Here is a 17049-nt window from a genome sequence, read left to right as displayed (position 1 = left end):
TGACGCAGCGATTCAAGGTCTCGACAACGACTTTCGGCCCGTCCCGCGGCAACGGCAATGCCACCTGTGGTACGCTCGTTGCCGGCCGAAGGACAAGGGCACGGCGACCGGATACGAGGAACCGTCGATGGCAACATACCGACTCAACCGCGATAGCGACCTGATAGACAACCCTTCTCCGCGCTGCGCCTGCATGCTGGTGCTGGACACCTCCGCCTCGATGTTCGGCGAGCCGATGCGTGAATTGAATGCCGGCGTGCAGTCGTTCATCGCCGCCATTCAGGAAGACGACATGGCGGCCTGTTCGGTGGAACTGGGGGTGATCACGGCGGGTGGCCATGTCACCGAGCAGTTGCCGTTCACCACGGCCATGAACATCTCGCAGTGTCGGCAGTTCACCGCTTCCGGCATGACGCCGCTGGGCGAGGCCATGGAGCTGGCATTGGATCGGCTCGATGCACGAACCGCGGCGTATCGCCAGGCCGGCGTCGCCTACTATCAGCCGTGGCTGGTGGTGATCAGCGACGGCGTGCCCACCGATGCCTGGGAGCGAGTGGCCGCTCGCTCGCGTGCTCTGGCCCAGCAGCGCAAAACGGTGGTGATACCGGTGGGCGTCGAGGAGGCGGACCTGGAAGCGCTCAGCGCTTTCTCTTCGCGTCCCGCCAAGCGGCTCGACGGGCTCAAGTTCCGCGAGTTCTTCCAGTGGTTGTCGGCCAGCATGAGTCGCGTGTCGGCGTCGGCCTCGACCACCGAGCAGGTGAGGCTGCCGCCGACCGACAGCTGGGACAGCATCTGACATGGACGTCGGGTTGCAGACGAGGGCCAGGTCGTCGTGGACTCGGCCGAAAGGGGACTCAGCGTTGCGCAGCAAGGTAGTGATGGATTCGCTGGGCAAGGCGCGCCAGCTGGGACAGCGATTGGCCAGTGGTGGTGAAGGCGAGATATTCGCCCTGCGGGGACGTGCCGACGTCATCGTGAAGTGGTACTACCCCGAGGTGCTGGAAAAACGCGGCGAGCTGTTGCACCGCAAGGTGGAAGCCATGCGCGAACTGCGCGATAGCCAGACCACCCAGGACGTGTGCTGGCCGTTGATTCGTGTCTTCGACCATCAGCATCGCTGGATCGGTTTCGCCATGTATCGTGCCCAGGGCGTCAAGATGGGGTGTCTGGCCCATACGCTGCTCTATGCCCGCCACTTTCCGAACCTCGATCGTCGCCAGATCGTCGGCTACCTGCTGCGCTACATCGAGATCGTCCAGCAGTTGCATCGCGCCGGCATCTGCATCGGCGACTACAATCTCAACAACGTGTTCTGCGTACCGCGCAGCGATAGCGTGACGCTCATCGACTGCGACAGCTACCAGCTGCGCGTGGGCGGTACCTTCTATCCCTGTCCGGTGGGCAGCCCCGACATGACGCCCAAGGAACACCAGGGCAAGGCCTTTCGCGACATCGTTCGTACGCCGCGCAGCGAGGCTTTCTCGCTTGCCATCGTGCTCTTCAAGTGCCTCATGCTGGGGCGCCACCCCTACGACATCGTGGGTGGTGGCGATCCGGTGCGAAACTTGCGGCGCGGCAACTTCGCCTATGGGCGTGGTCAGCGCAGCGTACCCCAGGGCGACTGGTACGCGCTGTGGCAAGCATTGCCCAACGAGGTTCAGGAACACTTCATCACCACCTTCATCGACGGGGCCGACAACCCCGGCCAGCGCACCACGCTGTCACAATGGCATGAAGCATTGACTGCCTATCGGGAGCAGCTCGAGAGCGGCGAGTGCCGGCGTGAACTGATCGTGGCCAGTGGCAAGGTCGGGGGGAGGGCGCAGAGTGTGCGTTGATCGCCGCCAGCCGTGCCTCGACGATACCAAGGATGGCTGGCATAGCCTGGCCGTTGCCGTGGCTGGGCTCGCGCACCTGGAGACCGAGCCTGCCGTGCCGTGTCAGGATGCCGCCCTGGCCACCGTGTCCCCGCGTCCGCTGCTGGTGTTGGCCGACGGTGCTGGCAGTGCCGCTGCCTCCGAGCAGGGGGCCCAGACGGTCACCGGCGCACTGCGCCGTTTGCTCGTCACGTTGGAAAGCCAAGTGGCACCCCTGCTCGATACCACCGAGCCACCCGACGATGATGCCTGCCGTGATCTTGCGCGGCTGATGGTCAGGCATGCCCAGGGGGTGCTGGCAGATGCGGCGCAGGCGCAGCGCCGCGAAGTGCGCGACCTGCGCTGCACGCTGCTCATGGCCGCGGTGGGGCGCGCGCGTCTGCTGTGGCTAAAGGTCGGGGATGGCGCCATCGTCGTCGAACAAGCCGAACCGGACCCGCAGGCCGAGACTTTGGAGGAGCCGGTGCTCATGCCGGTGCTGAGTCTGCTCGGCGAGTCGGGACGCGGGGAATTCGCCAACCAGACGACCTTCGTGGATGAGCGCTTGACGTTCGACGAGGTGCAGTCGGGCTGCTGTGACATGGAAGGCGTGACGGGCATTGCGCTGATGAGCGACGGTGCCGCCGAGAAGTTGGTCGCCCATGACGGCAGTCGGGTGGCCGGACAGCTCAGCCACTGGCTCGACGATCTGCGCGGCGGTCGGTTGCGGGAGCGCCAACTGGTTCGACGCTTCTACAGCGAAGCCTTCTGTCGAGGCACGGCCGGTGACGACCGCGCCATCGCACTGGCGGCCCGGGAACTTTTCGACTGAGTCGTCGGAGAAAGAGCACGAAAAAGCCGACTCCAGAAGAGTCGGCTTTTCGGAATTTGGTAGCGGGGGCCGGATTCGAACCGACGACCTTCGGGTTATGAGCCCGACGAGCTACCAGGCTGCTCCACCCCGCATCGACGTGCCGTTATTCTACGCGATAGCGGTGTCGTGTCAAGTGGAGTGTCAACGTTCACGCTTCGTGCAGCTTGCGCCTAAGCGTCCATAATCAGTAAGGAGCCTTGCAGGGGCTGCGCTTCGGGTCCCATCCTGTCGAGGCGGGCTTGTTTCACGCTGCATCAGGCTATTACGTAAGAACGTCATGATCAGGGAGGTTTACTATGGCTCAATCAGCACCCGTTGCCTGGGTCACCGGGGGAACCGGTGGCATCGGCTCGGCGATCTGTCGTGCGCTTGCTGCGGCGGGGTATCAGGTCGTGGCGGGCTATCACAACCCGGAAAAGGCGAAGAACTGGCTCGAGGCCCAGAAGGCCGACGGCTTCGACAACATCGCGCTCTCCGGGGTCGATCTAACCAGCTACGATGCCTGCGTTGCCGGCGTCAAGGAGATCGAAGAGACGCATGGTCCCATCAGCGTGCTCGTCAACTGCGCAGGCATCACGCGTGATGGCACCTTGAAGAAGATGACCCCCGATCAGTGGAACGAGGTCATCGACACCAACCTCAACAGTGTCTTCAATACGTGCCGAAGCGTCATCGAGGGGATGCTCGAGCACGGCTATGGCCGGATCATCAACATCTCGTCCATCAACGGTCGCAAGGGCCAGTTCGGCCAGGTCAACTATGCTGCGGCCAAGGCCGGCATGCATGGCCTGACCATGTCGCTGGCCCAAGAGACGGCAACCAAGGGGATCACCGTCAATACCGTGTCGCCGGGCTACATCGCCACGGACATGATCATGAAAGTGCCGGAAAAAGTGCGTGAAGCGATTCGTGAGACGATCCCGGTTAAACGGTTCGGCACGCCGGAAGAGATCGCTCGCCTGGTGGTGTTTCTGGCCGACAAGGAGTCAGGCTTCATTACCGGCGCCAATATCGACATCAACGGGGGGCAGTTCATGGGCTGAAACCCATCGAAAGTCACGCCGCTACCAAGCGAATGGACACGGGAGGCCCTTGCCTCCCGTTTCCGTGTCCGCTCCTTGGTTCAAGGCGGTGGCAGGTGGGTGAGGTGCGTCAGCAAGGCATCGAGCTCTCCGACTTCCCGGCTCCACTGGTCTGCCGAGACGGGGCCGGTGGCCAGCAGACTGCGCAGAATGGCGCGAACTTCCTCGGCACGATTCAACTCGCGCCCCAGCCCTTCGTTGAGCCGTTCGACCTGGATGGCCAGGCGCAACGGCTCGTCGCGCTGATCGATGCGTCCCATGGCGAGCAACGACAGGTGTACGCGTAGTCGCGCCAGGCGTTCGGCAACGTCATCGGCGTTGGGTGGGTCATGGCGGGCCGCGTTACGTGCCTCGTGGGCGCTCCGCATGTCGTCTGGCAGAGGCAGGCCGGGGTCCGGCATGACGTTACGTGGCTCATCGCCATCCAGTCTGGCGGCATCGGCGGCCAGGTGGGCGTCGAGCAGGGGGCGCAGTGTCTGCCAGTGCTGGATTTCGTCGGCCACGGCCAGTCTGGTCAAGCGCTCGCGTCGAGCACGGACGATGCCACTCCAGCGACGCCGCATGCCTTCGCTGCGCCGTCCCGAGGGCAGTGGCTCCAGGGTAGCCGCTTCGTCGATGGCGTGTTCCAGCACGTCTTGTTCGCTGGCGCTGGTTGGCTGCCAGGCATCGAGACGGTCGATCAATTCCTGCATCGCCTCCAGGCGTTGGTGCGCTCTCTGGGCACGATCGTCGCGTCGTGCCTCGCGGGCTGCAAAGATGCGATCGCACAATTCGCGAAACTCGCGCCATAGGGCCTGTTCCTCGCCGCGCGGCGCGCGTCCCAGCGCCCGCCAGCGCCGTTGGAGCGCCTTGGCGGCCTCGGCACGGCGTTCTGCGGGGATGTCCTGATCCAGCAGTTCGCGAGCCTCATCGATCAGCGCCTGCTTGGCATCGGCGACTTCACGAGCGCGCTGGTCGATGAGCGCCTGCAGGTCATGACGGATCTTGCCGAAACGGCGACCGATGGACTGAGCCTGGTCGCGGGGTACGGGGGCGTGGCGGCGCCACTCCTCTCGGGCCTGATCGCGTATCTGGCGCAGGGCGTCGGGATCGGCATCGCCGGCCGGAGAGCTGAGCAGCGCTTCGAGTTGTTCGCACAGTGCGGTGCGGGCCGCTAGGTTGCGAGCCCGCTCCGCAGCGCGTTTCTCGCGCCAGGGGGTCAGTCGCTCATGAATGCGCTCGGAAGCGGTACGAAACTGGTCGGAAAATGTCTGGTTGGCGGCGGCATCGCCCAGGCTCCGCCACTCCTTGATCAGTTGACGGTGGCGACGGTCGAGTTCGGCGTCGCTGAGTCCTTGCTCCTCGGCCAGGGCGGCGATGGCCTGGCACAGCTGCTCACGCTTGGGACCGGCGACGAAACTGCGCCAGTCGCGCAGCTCGGCGAGCTGGGCGCCGAGCCGTTTCAAGGCGGCAAGATGGCCGCCGAGGCGTTCACGGGGCAGGGCCTCGGATCGATGGCGCAGGCTCTGGTATAGACGGCTGGCGCCTTTGAAGGCACCCCGTTCGAGGAGCGTCTCCAACTGCTCCAAGTCGCTGGCGAAGCGTGTCAGCTGGGTGTCGAGGTCGTTTTTCCGGTCGGGCTCGGCGTTGGCCAGCGCATTCCGGGCGCGTTGCAGCAGGGGCGTCGGGGGGAGGTCGTCGGGCCAAGCGGCGCGCTCGAGAGAAGTTGCCAGGGACTCGTGGTCCTGCTCCTTGAGGGCCGTGCCGATGGTCGGGGCTTCGGCTTCGAGGCGCTCCCAGGCGGTCAGCAGGCGGTCGTAGTCGGTGAGTGCGGCGGCATAGCGTTCGCTGAGTGCAGCATCGATTACGTGGCGGTCGGAAAGAGCCTGCCAGCGATTGGCCAGCAGCTGCTTTTGAGCACGCAGACTGGCAATGTCCTGAGCCGTTATTCGGTCTCCCTTGGGCAGGGCGGTCAGGCTCTCCTCCAGTGCCTCGAGCAGTGATTCGCGGGCCTGAGTGGCCAGCTCGCGGCGGTGGTCCATCTCGGCATCGGCATGGGCACGCGCTTCGTGGTCGGTGATCACCTTGCGGCAGCGCTGGCTGGCATCCTGGAAGCGTCGTTCCTGGTGCTTGTCCGGCAGGTCGGAGAGCGCTTCCCATTCGCGCACCAGGTGGCGGTAGCGGCCGGCATAGAGCGGTTCCCAGGGCGCATGGGCATGCGCCTCCAGGTCGCGAAGCAGTGCCTCGCGCCGCTCCCGGACGGCAGCGAGCTCGGCCGCATCGGCGCGTCGTCGGTTGAGGCGTTCGCGGGCGCGGCGCACGACCTGACGGTCGCGGCGTGCTTCTCGAGTCAGCCGCTGCAGGCCAGCCTCGCTCTCCACGCGGGCGGCGGCTGCATGGCGCACGGCGGCGATGCCGTTCTCACAGGCCTGGCGAATCAGTTCCTCCTCGTCTTTCAGGCGCTCCACGGCGGCCAGGCGCAGCAGTTGATTGTCGCCTTGCAGTGCCACGGCGCCGAGCAGCACCGGATCGTCGAGGGTTTCGACGATCGCCTGGCGATGGGCGAGGTCGCCGCTGGCGGTCGCTCCGGACAGCAGGTCGGTCAGGCGTCGGCGCAGCTCCAGGTCGCCAGGGCGAGAGCGGTATAGATGCAGCAGGATTTCGACGTCATCGATGCGTGCCAGAGCCGCTTGGCGTACCTCACGCACGGGATCCTGGCAGAGCCGTTCCAGAGCCTCTCGCTGCTCAGCGTCGGCAGGATCGAGCCGAGCAATGGCCTGGCGACGCTTGTCGGCGTCGGGGTGTTGCCAGCGTGGGGCGAAAAGATGGCGAAGAAATCCGGGCATGGGCTGTCCTGATCGAGCGCGGGATGCCGGCCCGGACGCGTCGGCATGTCGCGGTGGGCTCGGCAGTGGTCATCATGGCTATCTAAGCATGCGTTACGTCGGCAGAAAAGTCGCAGGAATGGCAGCCTGTGGCCAAATGGCGACAATGTCATTGGGCCGGCGTTGGACGTATCATCGGTTGCAGGGGCCAGAGGAGTCGCTTAGCTTTAGACCCACGACCCGATATCACCGACTGGAGTCCGGCAATGAGTCTCAATGTGGATAGGGCGAGCATGGCGTTCACCTTCAAGGGGGGCATGCTGCCGATGACGGTCATGGAGCTGACTAGCGCTGACCCCGAGCGCATTCGTGAGCAGCTTGCCGGCAAGCTCAGCCAGTCGCCGGCCTTCTTTCAGCATACGCCGGTGGTGCTGAGCGTCGAACGGCTCGATGAGCCGCATCTGGCGCTCGAGCGGATCTGTGCGGTGTGTCGGGCTCACAAACTGCTGCCCGTGGCAGTCCGGGGTGGCCAGGATCCGGTCAAGCAGTCGGCGTGGGCGCTGGGGCTGGGGTGGTTTCCGCCCAGCGACGGCAGCCGAGTGCGCCCCCTCGAGAGCGTGGCGCCGGCGGTGGAACCTGCTGCCGAGACCGACTCATCCGCCGAGGCCACCGCCGGGAGCGGGCGCATTTACCGAGGTACGGTGCGCTCCGGTCAACAGGTAACGGCCCCCGAGGGCGATCTGGTGGTCATCGGTGCCGTGAATGCCGGCGCCGAGGTGCTCGCAGCGGGAAGCGTGCACGTCTACGGCGCTCTGCGTGGTCGTGCGCTGGCCGGCATTCACGGCGACGCCCGGGCCGGAATCTTCTGTCGCGAGCTGCATGCCGAGCTGCTGTCCGTGGCTGGCAACTACAAGCGGCTCGAGGACATCGATCCGCAGTTGCTGGGGACGTCGGTTCAGGTCGTGCTGGACGATGCCCAGCTCGAGATTACCCCGCTGACATAGGTCGCCATCGCCGAGCAGGCGCGATATCCCCATTTTCGAACCGTTCGAAAGGAAGCACAACTTGGCCAAGATCATCGTAGTGACCTCCGGCAAGGGAGGGGTCGGCAAGACAACCAGTGCAGCGGCCATTGCCACCGGCTTGGCGCTGCGAGGCAACAAGACAGTGGTCATCGATTTCGACGTGGGGCTGCGCAACCTCGACCTGATCATGGGGTGCGAGCGACGCGTGGTCTACGACCTGGTCAACGTCATCCAGGGGGAAGCCGGGTTGAACCAGGCGCTGATTCGCGACAAGCGAGTCGACAACCTGCACATCCTTCCCGCTTCTCAAACTCGCGACAAGGACGCATTGACGGCGGAAGGCGTGGAACAGGTGCTGGAGAGCTTGAGCGGTGACTTCGACTACATCCTGTGCGACTCGCCGGCAGGTATCGAGCGCGGCGCCCAGTTGGCCATGTACCACGCCGACGAGGCCATCGTGGTGACCAACCCCGAGGTCTCCTCGGTTCGCGATTCCGACCGCATTCTGGGGCTGCTTGCCTCCAAGACGCGCCGTGCCGAGAACAACCAGAGCCCCATCAAGGAGCATCTGTTGATCACGCGCTACAACGCCTCGCGGGTCGACGACGGCGACATGCTCAATCTCGAAGACATCCGCGAGATCCTGGCCATTGATCTGGTTGGTCTGATCCCCGAGTCCGAAGCGGTGTTGCGCGCCTCCAACCATGGCGTTCCCGTGATCCACGACGACGACAGCGACGCTGGCCAGGCCTATGCCGACACGGTGTCGCGCCTGCTGGGCGAGGACGTGCCGCTGCGTTTCCACGAAATGCAGAAAAAGAGCCTGCTGAGTCGCATGTTCGGAGGAGGTCGCCGGTGAAGTTGCTGGAATTCCTCAAGCGCGAGCGCAAGAAATCGGCATCGGTCGCCAAGGAGCGGCTGCAGATTATCGTCGCCCACCAGCGTAGCCAGCGCGGCCAGCCCGACTACATGCCGATGCTGGAAAAGGAGCTGCTGGAGGTGATCCGCCGCTACGTGCAAGTGGACGACGACGCCATCAACATCACTCTGGACAGCGAGGACAACTGCTCGGTGCTGGAACTCAACGTCACCCTGCCGCGTAGCTGACGCCCGGCGGCACGGCTTCGCTGTGTCGCCGGCGGGGCTGTGCTAGGCTGGGCGGCCCAGCGAGCCGAGTCAGGAGAGCCTTCGCATGGCGAAGCCCGATGCCGCCCCCATGACCTTCCTGTGGCACGACTACGAGACCTTCGGGGCCGACCCGCGGCGCGACCGCCCGGCCCAGTTCGCGGCCATCCGCACCGACAGCGAGTTTCACGAGATCGGCGAGCCGGTGGAATGGTTCTGCCAGCCGGCGGACGACTACCTGCCGCACCCCCAGGCATGCCTGATCACCGGTATCACCCCGCAACAGGCTCGCCGCCGCGGCATGCCCGAAGCCGAATTCGCCGGTGCAGTGCATGACCTGATGAGCGAACCCGGTACCTGTGCCCTGGGCTACAACAGCCTGCGCTTCGACGACGAGGTGAGCCGTCACCTCTTCTACCGCAACCTGCTCGATCCCTACTCGCGAGAGTGGCAGAACGGCAACTCGCGCTGGGATCTGATCGATGCGGTGCGTGCCTTTCATGCCCTGCGTCCCGAGGGCATCGAATGGCCGAAGCGCGATGATGGAACGCCGAGCTTCCGTCTCGAGGATCTGACCGCCGCCAACGACATCGAGCATGCCGGCGCTCACGATGCCCTGGCCGACGTGCGAGCCACCATCGCCCTGGCGCGGCTGTTGCACAGCCGCAACGCCAAGCTCTTCGACCACCTCCTGGGCTTGCGGCGCAAGCGCGCAGTCGCCAAACGGCTCGACCTGATGTCGCGCAAGCCGGTGCTGCATGTCTCGCGGCGCTATCCGGCAAGCCGTGGCTGCAGCGCCTTGGTGATGCCGCTGGCCGAACATCCTACCAATCCCAATGGCGTGATCGTCTACGACCTGTCGGTGGATCCCGAGCCCCTTCTGACGCTCGATGCCGAGCAGATTCGCCAGCGCGTCTTCGTCAGCGGTGACGACCTGGCCGAGGGCGAGGTGCGGGTGCCGCTCAAGGTCATTCACATCAATCGCAGCCCGGTGGTACTGCCTTCGGCGGCGCTGAAGGACGTGGCCGGGCCGCACCAGGGCGAATATGGCGAGGTCGTTGCACGGCTGGGGCTCGATCTCGACGCCTGTCGCCGCCACTGGCAAGCGCTCAGCCGTGACGGCGAGGTTGGCCGCAAGGCGGCGGCGGTGTTCGCCGAGCCGCCGCCGGAGGGGCCACGGGATCCGGACCTGATGCTCTATTCGGGCGGCTTCTTCTCGCCGGCCGACCGCAAGCAGATGCAGCGCGTGCGCGATAGCGACCCCTGGGAACTGGTCGAGGCGCGTTTCGCCTTCCAGGATCCGCGACTCGAAGAGATGCTCTTCCGCTATCGGGCGCGCAGCTATCCGGAGACTCTCACCGACGAAGAGCGGGCTCGCTGGGAAGCCTATCGCTGGGAACGAATGAACGATCCGGTGCTCGCCGGCTTCACGCTCAAGGACTTCGCGCGCGAAATCGAGCGCCTCAATGAACTTTCGCTCGGGGAGCGCGACCGGCAACTGCTCGAGGAGTTGGTGATGCACGTGGAGTCGATGCTGCCGCCCCAGGCATTCGATTGAGGATCGGTTTCTCCCCGACGACGCCCGGTCAGCAGGCCGGGCGTCGTCGCATTCGGCCGTTCACTCACGGCTTTCGGGCAAGGGGTCCAGCCGTCGGGATAGGGCTGCGGTATCGCTGGGTTCATCGCCCGGGTCGAAGGTCACGTTCACGGCATGGCCGCTGCGCAGTGCCGTCCAGCTCTCGCGGAGAGCCTCGGGCGACACCGTGAGCACGCGTTCGGCCAGCCGTTCGCGGCGATCGAAGTCGGTGTCGCCGTAGGCGAGGGAGCGCCACAGGCGGTCGGCGCGGCCGGAAAGGCTGGTGTCGCGCTTGAGCAGCTCGTCGTGTACGGCCTGGCGGTGGGTCGCCAGTTGCCCCTCGTCCAGTGCGGCGAGCTGGTCGCCGAAGTCGTCGATGAAGGCCTGGACGTGTTCGGCAATGGTTTCGCTCGGAGTGTCGGGTGATTGCACGAGCAGGCTGATGCCGGGAGCGTCGAGCAGCGGCGTGTAGCTGGCGTTGACCACGTAGCCGAGCTGTTGCTGGGTACGCAGGCGGTGGTAGAAAGGGGTGTTGATCAGTTGCCCGATCATGGCGAGATGCGCCTGAGACTCCAGGGAGCGATCTTCGCCCTGAAGGTAGCTCAACACCAGCGACTCTTGGCGGCTGCTGTGGGGATGCAGATCAGGCAGATCGCTGGTGGCGCGCAGCGGCGTGAGTTCGGGGATCGCCTCGCTGTCGAGATTGGGGGTCAGCGTCTCGGCGACCCGGCTGCCCAGGCGCTGGGCCAGATCGGCATCGAGGTTGCCCACGGCCATGGCTTCCAGGCGCAGCTCGGATAGGAAGTCGTCTCGGAATGCCTGAAGGTCTTCCAGCTCGATCTCGCGGCTGGCCTCCAGCAGAGCCTGATTCGTCCAACTGGGACGCAGCAGCACGTCTCCCAGCATGCGATGTCCCTGACGGTAGAGTGCAGCCTGTGGCGCATTGCGCCATTCGCGCTGCAGACGATAGCGTACGCGCTCGAAGCTGGTGGAGCGTATCTCGCCGGATTGCAGTTGCGTGAGCGTGTCGGCGATCACGCGGTCTTGGCGGTCGCGCCAGCCCGAGAAGGCCAGGGTCAGGCCGCGGGCATGGGCATAAGGATCGAGATGGTGTCCGGCCAGTCGGGCCGGATAGAAGCGTTCGTTCAGGCTATCGGACAGCCAGCCAGCGAGCAGCTGTGAGAGTGCTGCCTGACGCGCAGTGCTGCTGGCGTTGGGATGGAGCAGTCCTAGGCGCCACTCCACCTTGGGCGTATCGAAGGTGCTGTCAGCCTTGTGCCACAGCGCGAAAGACGGCTCGTCGGCCAGCTGTCGAGGACGTTCGTCCTCGACGTCGAGCAGCGTCAGGTCCTCGGCGATGAACGGGTTGGGCTCGGGCAGTGCGAGACCGGCCAGGGGGGAGGCCCCGGACGTTGCCGCGTCGGTCACGTCGCGCCACGGGGCGTCGAACCAGGGAGAGCGCTGCTCACCGTCGACGTCGGGGCCGCTGTAGAGCCGGATCAAGCGGTCCGGGGTGAGCCGGGCCAGGTAGTCGGCGATGCGCTCGCGGTCGAAGTCATCCATCCGGTAGGGCGCGTACTGCACGTCTTCGATGGGGAAGTGAGCCAGGTTCATGGCCAGCCGCATGGCTTCCTGCAACGGCGAGCCATGCTGCTGGAAGCGGAACTCCTGTTCGGCGAGTTTGGCTTGCTCATCGTAACGCCAGGCATCGAGCCCCTCTTCGCGCAGCCGTTCGATGGCCTCGAACAGCGTGGACTCGATGATCGCGAGGCGCTTGGCGCCCTTCGGCGTCAGGCTCACGTTCACCTCGAATAGGGCGTGGCGGCCGTCGCCCCGCGTGACGCCTGCGGAGAGGCCGTCGGCCAGGCCCGCTTCACGCAGTACGGCGAGCACGCTGCCCTCTCCTTCGTGGCCCAGCAGGTTGGCCAGGTAATCGGCTGGCTTGAGACGGTATTCGTCCGTGGGGTCGGGGATGGGGAACAGGAAACGCACCTGACGGCTGTCGCGTACCGATTGCACCTCCAGGTAGCGGGGCAACTGGCTTTCCTCGACCAGCGGCGCCTCGATCACCGGACGTTCCGCGTCACGCCCCTCGATGGTGGCGAACCGTTCCGTCACCAGGGGCTCCAGCTCATCGAGCGGCTGCGGGCCGATGACCGTCAGGTGCATGACAGCGGCGTCGTAATGGCGCTCGTAGAAGTCGATGACCCGCTCGCGCAGTGACGGCTCGCCTTCCGGGCGGTCGGCGAGGGTCTCGCGACTTCCCACCGCGAAACCCGTGGTGGGATTGTCGGGGTTGAGCACCTGATTCAGGACGTCGTTCTCGCGGCGGCCGTCGTCGCGGATGCGGGCCATGTATTCGGAGTGCACGATGTTGCGTTCGCTCTCCAACTGGTCGGCGTTGAACAGTGGCGAGACGAAGAAGGCGCTGAAGCGGTCGAGGGCGCCAGGAAGCGCCTCGGGATCGATGTCGAAGAAGTAATTGGTGTCCTGCGGAGCCGTGAACGCATTGTGGTTGCCGCCATGGCTCCGCAGGTAGGACTGATAGGCGTCCGCTTCCGGGAAGGGCTCGGTGCCGAGAAACAGCATGTGCTCGAGAAAATGCGCCAGGCCAGACAGGTCGTCCGGATCCTGGGCGCTGCCCACGCCCACGTTCATCGAGGCGGCGGCGCGGTCGGCGTCGGGATCGCTGACCAGTAGTGCGGTGAGGCCGTTTTCCAGGGTCAGTACACGATAGTCGCGACTGTCGTGGGGGCTGACCCGCGGCGTGATGACGTCGGCGACCTCTTCGGGCTCGGCGGCCGCCGTGTCGGCAAGGCTCGACCACAATACGAGGGCGGCAAGGCTCAGTGTCAGGCCGAAGCCCTGACGGCGTGACACGTTACGGGTTGCGATGTGCATCATCTCTCCTGATCGCGAGGCCAGCGCAGCATGGGCCCTGTGGGGTGTGCGCAGGCGGGGTCCTGGTTCGCGGGATCGTTCACTCGTCTTGATACCGGAAAAGCGCCCAACAGTTCCTCGTCGGGGGGGGTGAGAAGGGCCCGGGCCTGCGCTTCCGGGGTGTCCGGGTCCAGCCAGCGGGAGGCTGCTTCAGGTGGAACGACGGCTGGGAGCCGGTCGCCGAGCGGGGCGAGCAGAGCGTTGGCAGGCACCGTGATCAGCGCCATGGAGTCGGCATGCTCGGTCAGGCTGGTGTGGTAGCGGCACCATAGACCCGCCAGCAGCAGCGGGCCGCGATCGGCTCGCACCACCAGGAAGGGTTGCTTGAAACGGAGCTGCGGCTTCCACAGGTAGACGCCGCCCGCCGGCACCAGGCAGCGCCGTGCACTGAATGCCTCGCGAAACATGTGCCGCGAGGTCAGCGATTCTGCCCGAGCACAGTGTGGGGCCCTGTCGAGCACCTCCAGCCATGGCGGCGTGAGCCCCCAGAAGGCATCCCGCAGGCAGGTTTCTCCCCGTTCGCTGCGCAGGATCGACAGGGAGCGGCGTGGCGCCATGTTGGGCGAACAGCGTAGCGCATCCCGGCAGCGCAGGTCGGGCAGCAGGCTGGAGGGATCGAATGCAGGAACGTACAGGCGACCGGGCATGGTGCCTCCAGGTGATGGCGCGTCCAGGATGGTTGACGTAGCAGGGTACGCGAAGGCATCCGGGGCTTGCAGCGCTCGAAAACAGTGTTCGATCTGCGCTATTCTACGCTTCTGGGTGACCGCGAGGCACCCGTTCACTCCCCTTACGGCGAGGAATCTCATGGCCCGTCCCCGACAGCATGCGCCCGAAGCGCTCCATGCCCAGGTCATGTCCGCCTGCGATGCATGGCTGCAGGACAACCCCGTCCACTCGCTGTCGCTGCGCGCGTTGGCTCGCGAGGTGGGCTGCGCTCCGAGCACCCTGCTCAAGCTTTATGGCAGTTTCGGCAATCTGCTCCAGCATGTGAACCTGGAGACGCTGGATCTGCTGCGGGGCGTGATAGCGCCGCTGGAAAATGCCGGTCCCGAGGCGCGCCTCAAGGGGTTGGCCCTGGCCTACTGGCAATTCGCCCAGCGCGAGCCTTATCGCTGGCAACTGCTGTTCGACTACCCGCTGGCCCAGGAGGGCGAACTGGATCGACGCCAGTCCGATATGATCGAGGCCCTGTTCGTGCGTGTCGAGGCTACGCTCAAGGAGTACCAGCCGGCGCTGGACGACCTCGAGGCGCGGCGTTTGAGTCGTACCTTGTGGGGAAGCGTGCACGGCCTGGTCCAGTTGGGCCTCAATGAACGCCTGGGGTATTGGCAGGGCCAGCAGCTCGAAGTGGGCGAGCTCATCGACCAGCTTCTCGTCACCATTCTCGCCGGGCTCAGCCAGCGCGCTTGAGGCGCGCTTCTCGTCCCGTTCAGTCGGGGCGTGCTCGACGCTGAGGTGCCTGCCAGCAGCGTGCCGCGGTGATGAGGTTGTCACGGACCTCGAGGATCTCCATGCGCACGCTGCCGATCTGCAGGCAGGCAGCGCCGTCGGGGAACGACTCCAGGTGCTCGAGGATCAGCCCGTTGAGGGTCTTGGGACCGTCGGTGGGAAGTTGCCAGCCAAGCAGGCGATTGATGTCGCGGATATTGGCGGTACCCTCGATGACGTGACTGCCGTCGTCCTGCCGATAGATCTCTTGGTCCTGGCTGGCCATGTCGGTCGTGAACTCGCCGACGATCTCCTCGAGGATGTCCTCCAGGGTCACCAGCCCTTCCACGTCGCCGTATTCGTCCACCACGATGCCGATGCGTCGCTTCTGTTTCTGGAAGTTGAGCAACTGCGTATGCAGCGGAGTCGACTCGGGAATGAAGTAGGGCTCGCGCGCTTCCTGAACGATCGCCGCCTTGGTCACTTCCGGCCGCGACAGGAAGCGCGCCGCATTGCGCAAATGCAGCATGCCGATGATGTTGTTGATGTCGCCCTTGAAGATCGGTACCCGGGTGTGCTGGCTGGTACGCAACTGGGCGAGGATGTCTTCGAGGTCATCGTCCAGGTCGATGCCCACCACTTCGTGCCGTGGCACCATGATGTCGTTCACGGTGACGTTTTCCAGATCGAGGATCGACAGCAGCATGGCTTGGTGGCGATGGGGAATCAGCGTGCCGGCCTCGTGCACCACGGTACGGAGCTCGTCGCGGGTCAGGTGGTCGGCGCTTCCGTCGATCTGTTTCACGCCTACCAGGCGCAACAGTCCGTTGGACAGCGTGCTGACCAGCCACACCAGCGGATAGAGCAGCTTCAGCAGCGGCTCGAGCACTAGTGAGGCAGGGTAGGCGATGCGCTCGGGTTTGATCGCCGCATAGGTCTTGGGACTCACTTCAGCGAAGATCAGGATCACGATGGTGAGAATCAGCGGAGCGATGGCCGGCCCCGATACCTCGCCGAAGAAGTGGATGGCGAGCACCGTGGCGATGGCCGCCGCCAGGTTGTTGACCAGGTTGTTGCCGATCAGGATCACGCCGATCAGGCGGTCGGGCCGGGCCAGCAGGCGCAGTACGCGACGGGCGGCGCGGTCACCGCTGCTCGCCTGATGGCTCAGGCGATAGCGGTTGATGGACATCATGCCGGTCTCGGAGCTGGAGAAGAAGGCGGACAGACAGATGAGAAGGACAAGCAGGCCGAATAGCAATCCCAAGGGGAAGTCGTCGCTCAAGTCGAAGGATCCTCACAGGCGTGTTAGCCCCGTGTTGTAGGGGTTCGCTCGGGGAGTGTCAAGGCGACTTCCGCGGCAGGCCGTGTCGCGAGTCCGCCCCGTTCGGAGGCAGCCTAGCCGCGCAGCAGGACTTCCAGCACGAACTTGGTGCCGAAGTAGGCGATCAGCAGCACGGCGCAGCCGCCCAGCGTCCAGCGCACCGCGCGCATGCCGCGCCAGCCCAGGATGTGGTGACTGATCAACAGGATGGCAAAGATCACCCAGGCCGCCAACGACAGGATGGTCTTGTGGGCCAGGTGCTGGGCGAACATGCTGTCGAGAAACACGAAGCCGCTGACGATCGACAGCGTGAGCAGAATCATGCCGGCCCAGATCAGCTCGAAGAGCAAGCGCTCCATGGTGGTCAGCGGGGGCAGGGCCTGCACCACGCCGCGGGTGTGATGGTGGCGCAGCGCCTGGTTCTGCACGCCCAGCAGCACCGCCTGCATGGCGGCAATCACCAGCACGCCGAAGGCCAGCGCCGAACTGATGGCATGCAGGGCGATACCCGGCGTCATGCCGCCGCTGCCCGCGGGGCTTGGCAGCCCTACCGCGATCAGCAGAGCCACCCCGGAGAGGGGGAACAGCCCCACCGCAATGTTGAGCACTGGCTTGGCCAGGCTTACCGTGAGCAGCAGGAAGACCATGACCGCCGTGACGATCACGGCACTGGCCGACAGGCCGGGCAGCAGGCCGGGGGTCTGGCCGAGCAGCTTGGCCGCCACCGGCACGTGGAACAGCAGCCCCATGAGCCCCAGCATGCGCACGAGGGCGGCCCGGGGCGGTACCCGCCGCATTAGCGTGAGCCCCTGCCAGGAGGCGGCACCCAAGTAGAGAACGAAAGCCATGATGGCCAGTGGAAGCGCCTGCATCAGTTGCCGTCCGTGCGCCGTTGCCGGCGTCAATGCATCTCGAAAGTGAATTGCGACGTCACTATACCCAATACGCGCTCGGTCGCACAGCGATGACGTTCGTCATGCATGGAGACTGGCGGTCACTGTGCGTATAATCT

At 65.3% G+C, this 17049-nt stretch carries 14 protein-coding genes and 1 tRNA gene; 9 read left to right on the top strand and 6 right to left on the bottom strand.

Annotated features, from left to right (window positions below):
- Window positions 1-127: 127 nt before the first annotated feature.
- From BLP96_RS05760 to BLP96_RS05750, 3 genes are all read left to right on the top strand, one after another.
- Window positions 128-796 (top strand): vWA domain-containing protein, encoded by a 669-nt coding sequence (locus BLP96_RS05760; RefSeq protein WP_089684020.1) that lies wholly within the window; start codon window positions 128-130, stop codon window positions 794-796.
- Window positions 797-860: 64 nt separating this feature from the next.
- Entirely contained in the window at window positions 861-1838 is a 978-nt protein-coding gene (locus BLP96_RS05755) for a kinase (protein WP_176761466.1), read from the top strand.
- Window positions 1828-2688, top strand: coding sequence for a protein phosphatase 2C domain-containing protein (locus tag BLP96_RS05750; protein WP_176761465.1), 861 nt, complete (start codon window positions 1828-1830; stop codon window positions 2686-2688). The genes BLP96_RS05755 and BLP96_RS05750 overlap by 11 nt, the downstream gene beginning before the upstream one ends.
- A gap of 57 nt (window positions 2689-2745) precedes the next feature.
- On the opposite strand, the gene BLP96_RS05745 is transcribed toward BLP96_RS05750, so the two are convergent.
- Window positions 2746-2822 (bottom strand) — tRNA-Met (locus tag BLP96_RS05745).
- A 204-nt stretch (window positions 2823-3026) separates the two neighbouring features.
- Here BLP96_RS05745 and phbB point away from each other — a divergent pair.
- Window positions 3027-3773 carry an acetoacetyl-CoA reductase gene (phbB, locus tag BLP96_RS05740; RefSeq protein ID WP_089684017.1) on the top strand — a complete coding sequence of 249 codons (747 nt, stop codon included), beginning with the start codon at window positions 3027-3029 and terminating at the stop codon, window positions 3771-3773.
- An 80-nt stretch (window positions 3774-3853) separates the two neighbouring features.
- Here the strand turns inward: phbB and BLP96_RS05735 are convergent, their stop codons facing one another.
- Entirely contained in the window at window positions 3854-6637 is a 2784-nt protein-coding gene (locus BLP96_RS05735; protein WP_089684015.1) for a DUF349 domain-containing protein, read from the bottom strand.
- Between the two features lie 245 nt (window positions 6638-6882).
- Between BLP96_RS05735 and minC the strand changes: the two genes are divergently transcribed.
- From minC to sbcB, 4 genes are all read left to right on the top strand, one after another.
- A complete protein-coding gene (minC, locus tag BLP96_RS05730) occupies window positions 6883-7620 on the top strand; it encodes a septum site-determining protein MinC (RefSeq protein ID WP_089684013.1) in 738 nt (245 codons plus the stop codon).
- Window positions 7621-7681: 61 nt separating this feature from the next.
- A complete protein-coding gene (gene minD, locus BLP96_RS05725; RefSeq protein ID WP_089684011.1) occupies window positions 7682-8500 on the top strand; it encodes a septum site-determining protein MinD in 819 nt (272 codons plus the stop codon).
- Entirely contained in the window at window positions 8497-8748 is a 252-nt protein-coding gene (gene minE, locus BLP96_RS05720; RefSeq protein WP_089684009.1) for a cell division topological specificity factor MinE, read from the top strand. The genes minD and minE overlap by 4 nt, the downstream gene beginning before the upstream one ends.
- An 85-nt stretch (window positions 8749-8833) precedes the next feature.
- Window positions 8834-10324, top strand: a complete 1491-nt coding sequence (gene sbcB, locus BLP96_RS05715; protein ID WP_089684007.1) for an exodeoxyribonuclease I — start codon at window positions 8834-8836, stop codon at window positions 10322-10324.
- 60 nt (window positions 10325-10384) lie between these two features.
- Here sbcB and BLP96_RS05710 read toward each other — a convergent pair whose 3' ends face one another.
- Complete coding sequence (locus BLP96_RS05710) at window positions 10385-13243, bottom strand: insulinase family protein (RefSeq protein WP_089684005.1); 2859 nt, start codon at window positions 13241-13243, stop codon at window positions 10385-10387.
- Complete coding sequence (locus tag BLP96_RS05705; RefSeq protein WP_089684003.1) at window positions 13243-13929, bottom strand: SOS response-associated peptidase; 687 nt, start codon at window positions 13927-13929, stop codon at window positions 13243-13245. The genes BLP96_RS05710 and BLP96_RS05705 overlap by 1 nt, the downstream gene beginning before the upstream one ends.
- A 160-nt stretch (window positions 13930-14089) precedes the next feature.
- Between BLP96_RS05705 and BLP96_RS05700 the strand changes: the two genes are divergently transcribed.
- Window positions 14090-14695 (top strand): TetR/AcrR family transcriptional regulator, encoded by a 606-nt coding sequence (locus tag BLP96_RS05700; RefSeq protein WP_089684001.1) that lies wholly within the window; start codon window positions 14090-14092, stop codon window positions 14693-14695.
- A 19-nt stretch (window positions 14696-14714) separates the two neighbouring features.
- On the opposite strand, the gene BLP96_RS05695 is transcribed toward BLP96_RS05700, so the two are convergent.
- Both BLP96_RS05695 and BLP96_RS05690 read right to left on the bottom strand, forming a co-directional pair.
- Window positions 14715-15998, bottom strand: a complete 1284-nt coding sequence (locus tag BLP96_RS05695; protein ID WP_089683999.1) for an HlyC/CorC family transporter — start codon at window positions 15996-15998, stop codon at window positions 14715-14717.
- Window positions 15999-16111: 113 nt separating this feature from the next.
- A complete protein-coding gene (locus tag BLP96_RS05690) occupies window positions 16112-16909 on the bottom strand; it encodes a cytochrome C assembly family protein (RefSeq protein ID WP_089683997.1) in 798 nt (265 codons plus the stop codon).
- Window positions 16910-17049 lie beyond the last annotated feature (140 nt).

It is taken from the genome of Billgrantia gudaonensis (assembly GCF_900100195.1).
Taxonomy (GTDB): Bacteria; Pseudomonadota; Gammaproteobacteria; order Pseudomonadales; family Halomonadaceae; genus Halomonas; species Halomonas gudaonensis.
Note: the sequence above shows the minus strand (reverse complement) of the source record. Positions and strands in the feature narration are given on the sequence as shown.

Bases quoted from the DNA above. Each gene is read 5' to 3' on its own strand.
- BLP96_RS05705 (WP_089684003.1), bottom strand. From the start codon at position 13,929: ATGCCCGGTCGCCTGTACGTTCCTGCATTCGATCCCTCCAGCCTGCTG.
- BLP96_RS05690 (WP_089683997.1), bottom strand. From the start codon at position 16,909: ATGCAGGCGCTTCCACTGGCCATCATGGCTTTCGTTCTCTACTTGGGT.
- sbcB (WP_089684007.1), top strand. From the start codon at position 8,834: ATGGCGAAGCCCGATGCCGCCCCCATGACCTTCCTGTGGCACGACTAC.
- minC (WP_089684013.1), top strand. From the start codon at position 6,883: ATGAGTCTCAATGTGGATAGGGCGAGCATGGCGTTCACCTTCAAGGGG.
- BLP96_RS05735 (WP_089684015.1), bottom strand. From the start codon at position 6,637: ATGCCCGGATTTCTTCGCCATCTTTTCGCCCCACGCTGGCAACACCCC.
- BLP96_RS05710 (WP_089684005.1), bottom strand. From the start codon at position 13,243: ATGCACATCGCAACCCGTAACGTGTCACGCCGTCAGGGCTTCGGCCTG.
- BLP96_RS05700 (WP_089684001.1), top strand. From the start codon at position 14,090: ATGGCCCGTCCCCGACAGCATGCGCCCGAAGCGCTCCATGCCCAGGTC.
- BLP96_RS05760 (WP_089684020.1), top strand. From the start codon at position 128: ATGGCAACATACCGACTCAACCGCGATAGCGACCTGATAGACAACCCT.
- phbB (WP_089684017.1), top strand. From the start codon at position 3,027: ATGGCTCAATCAGCACCCGTTGCCTGGGTCACCGGGGGAACCGGTGGC.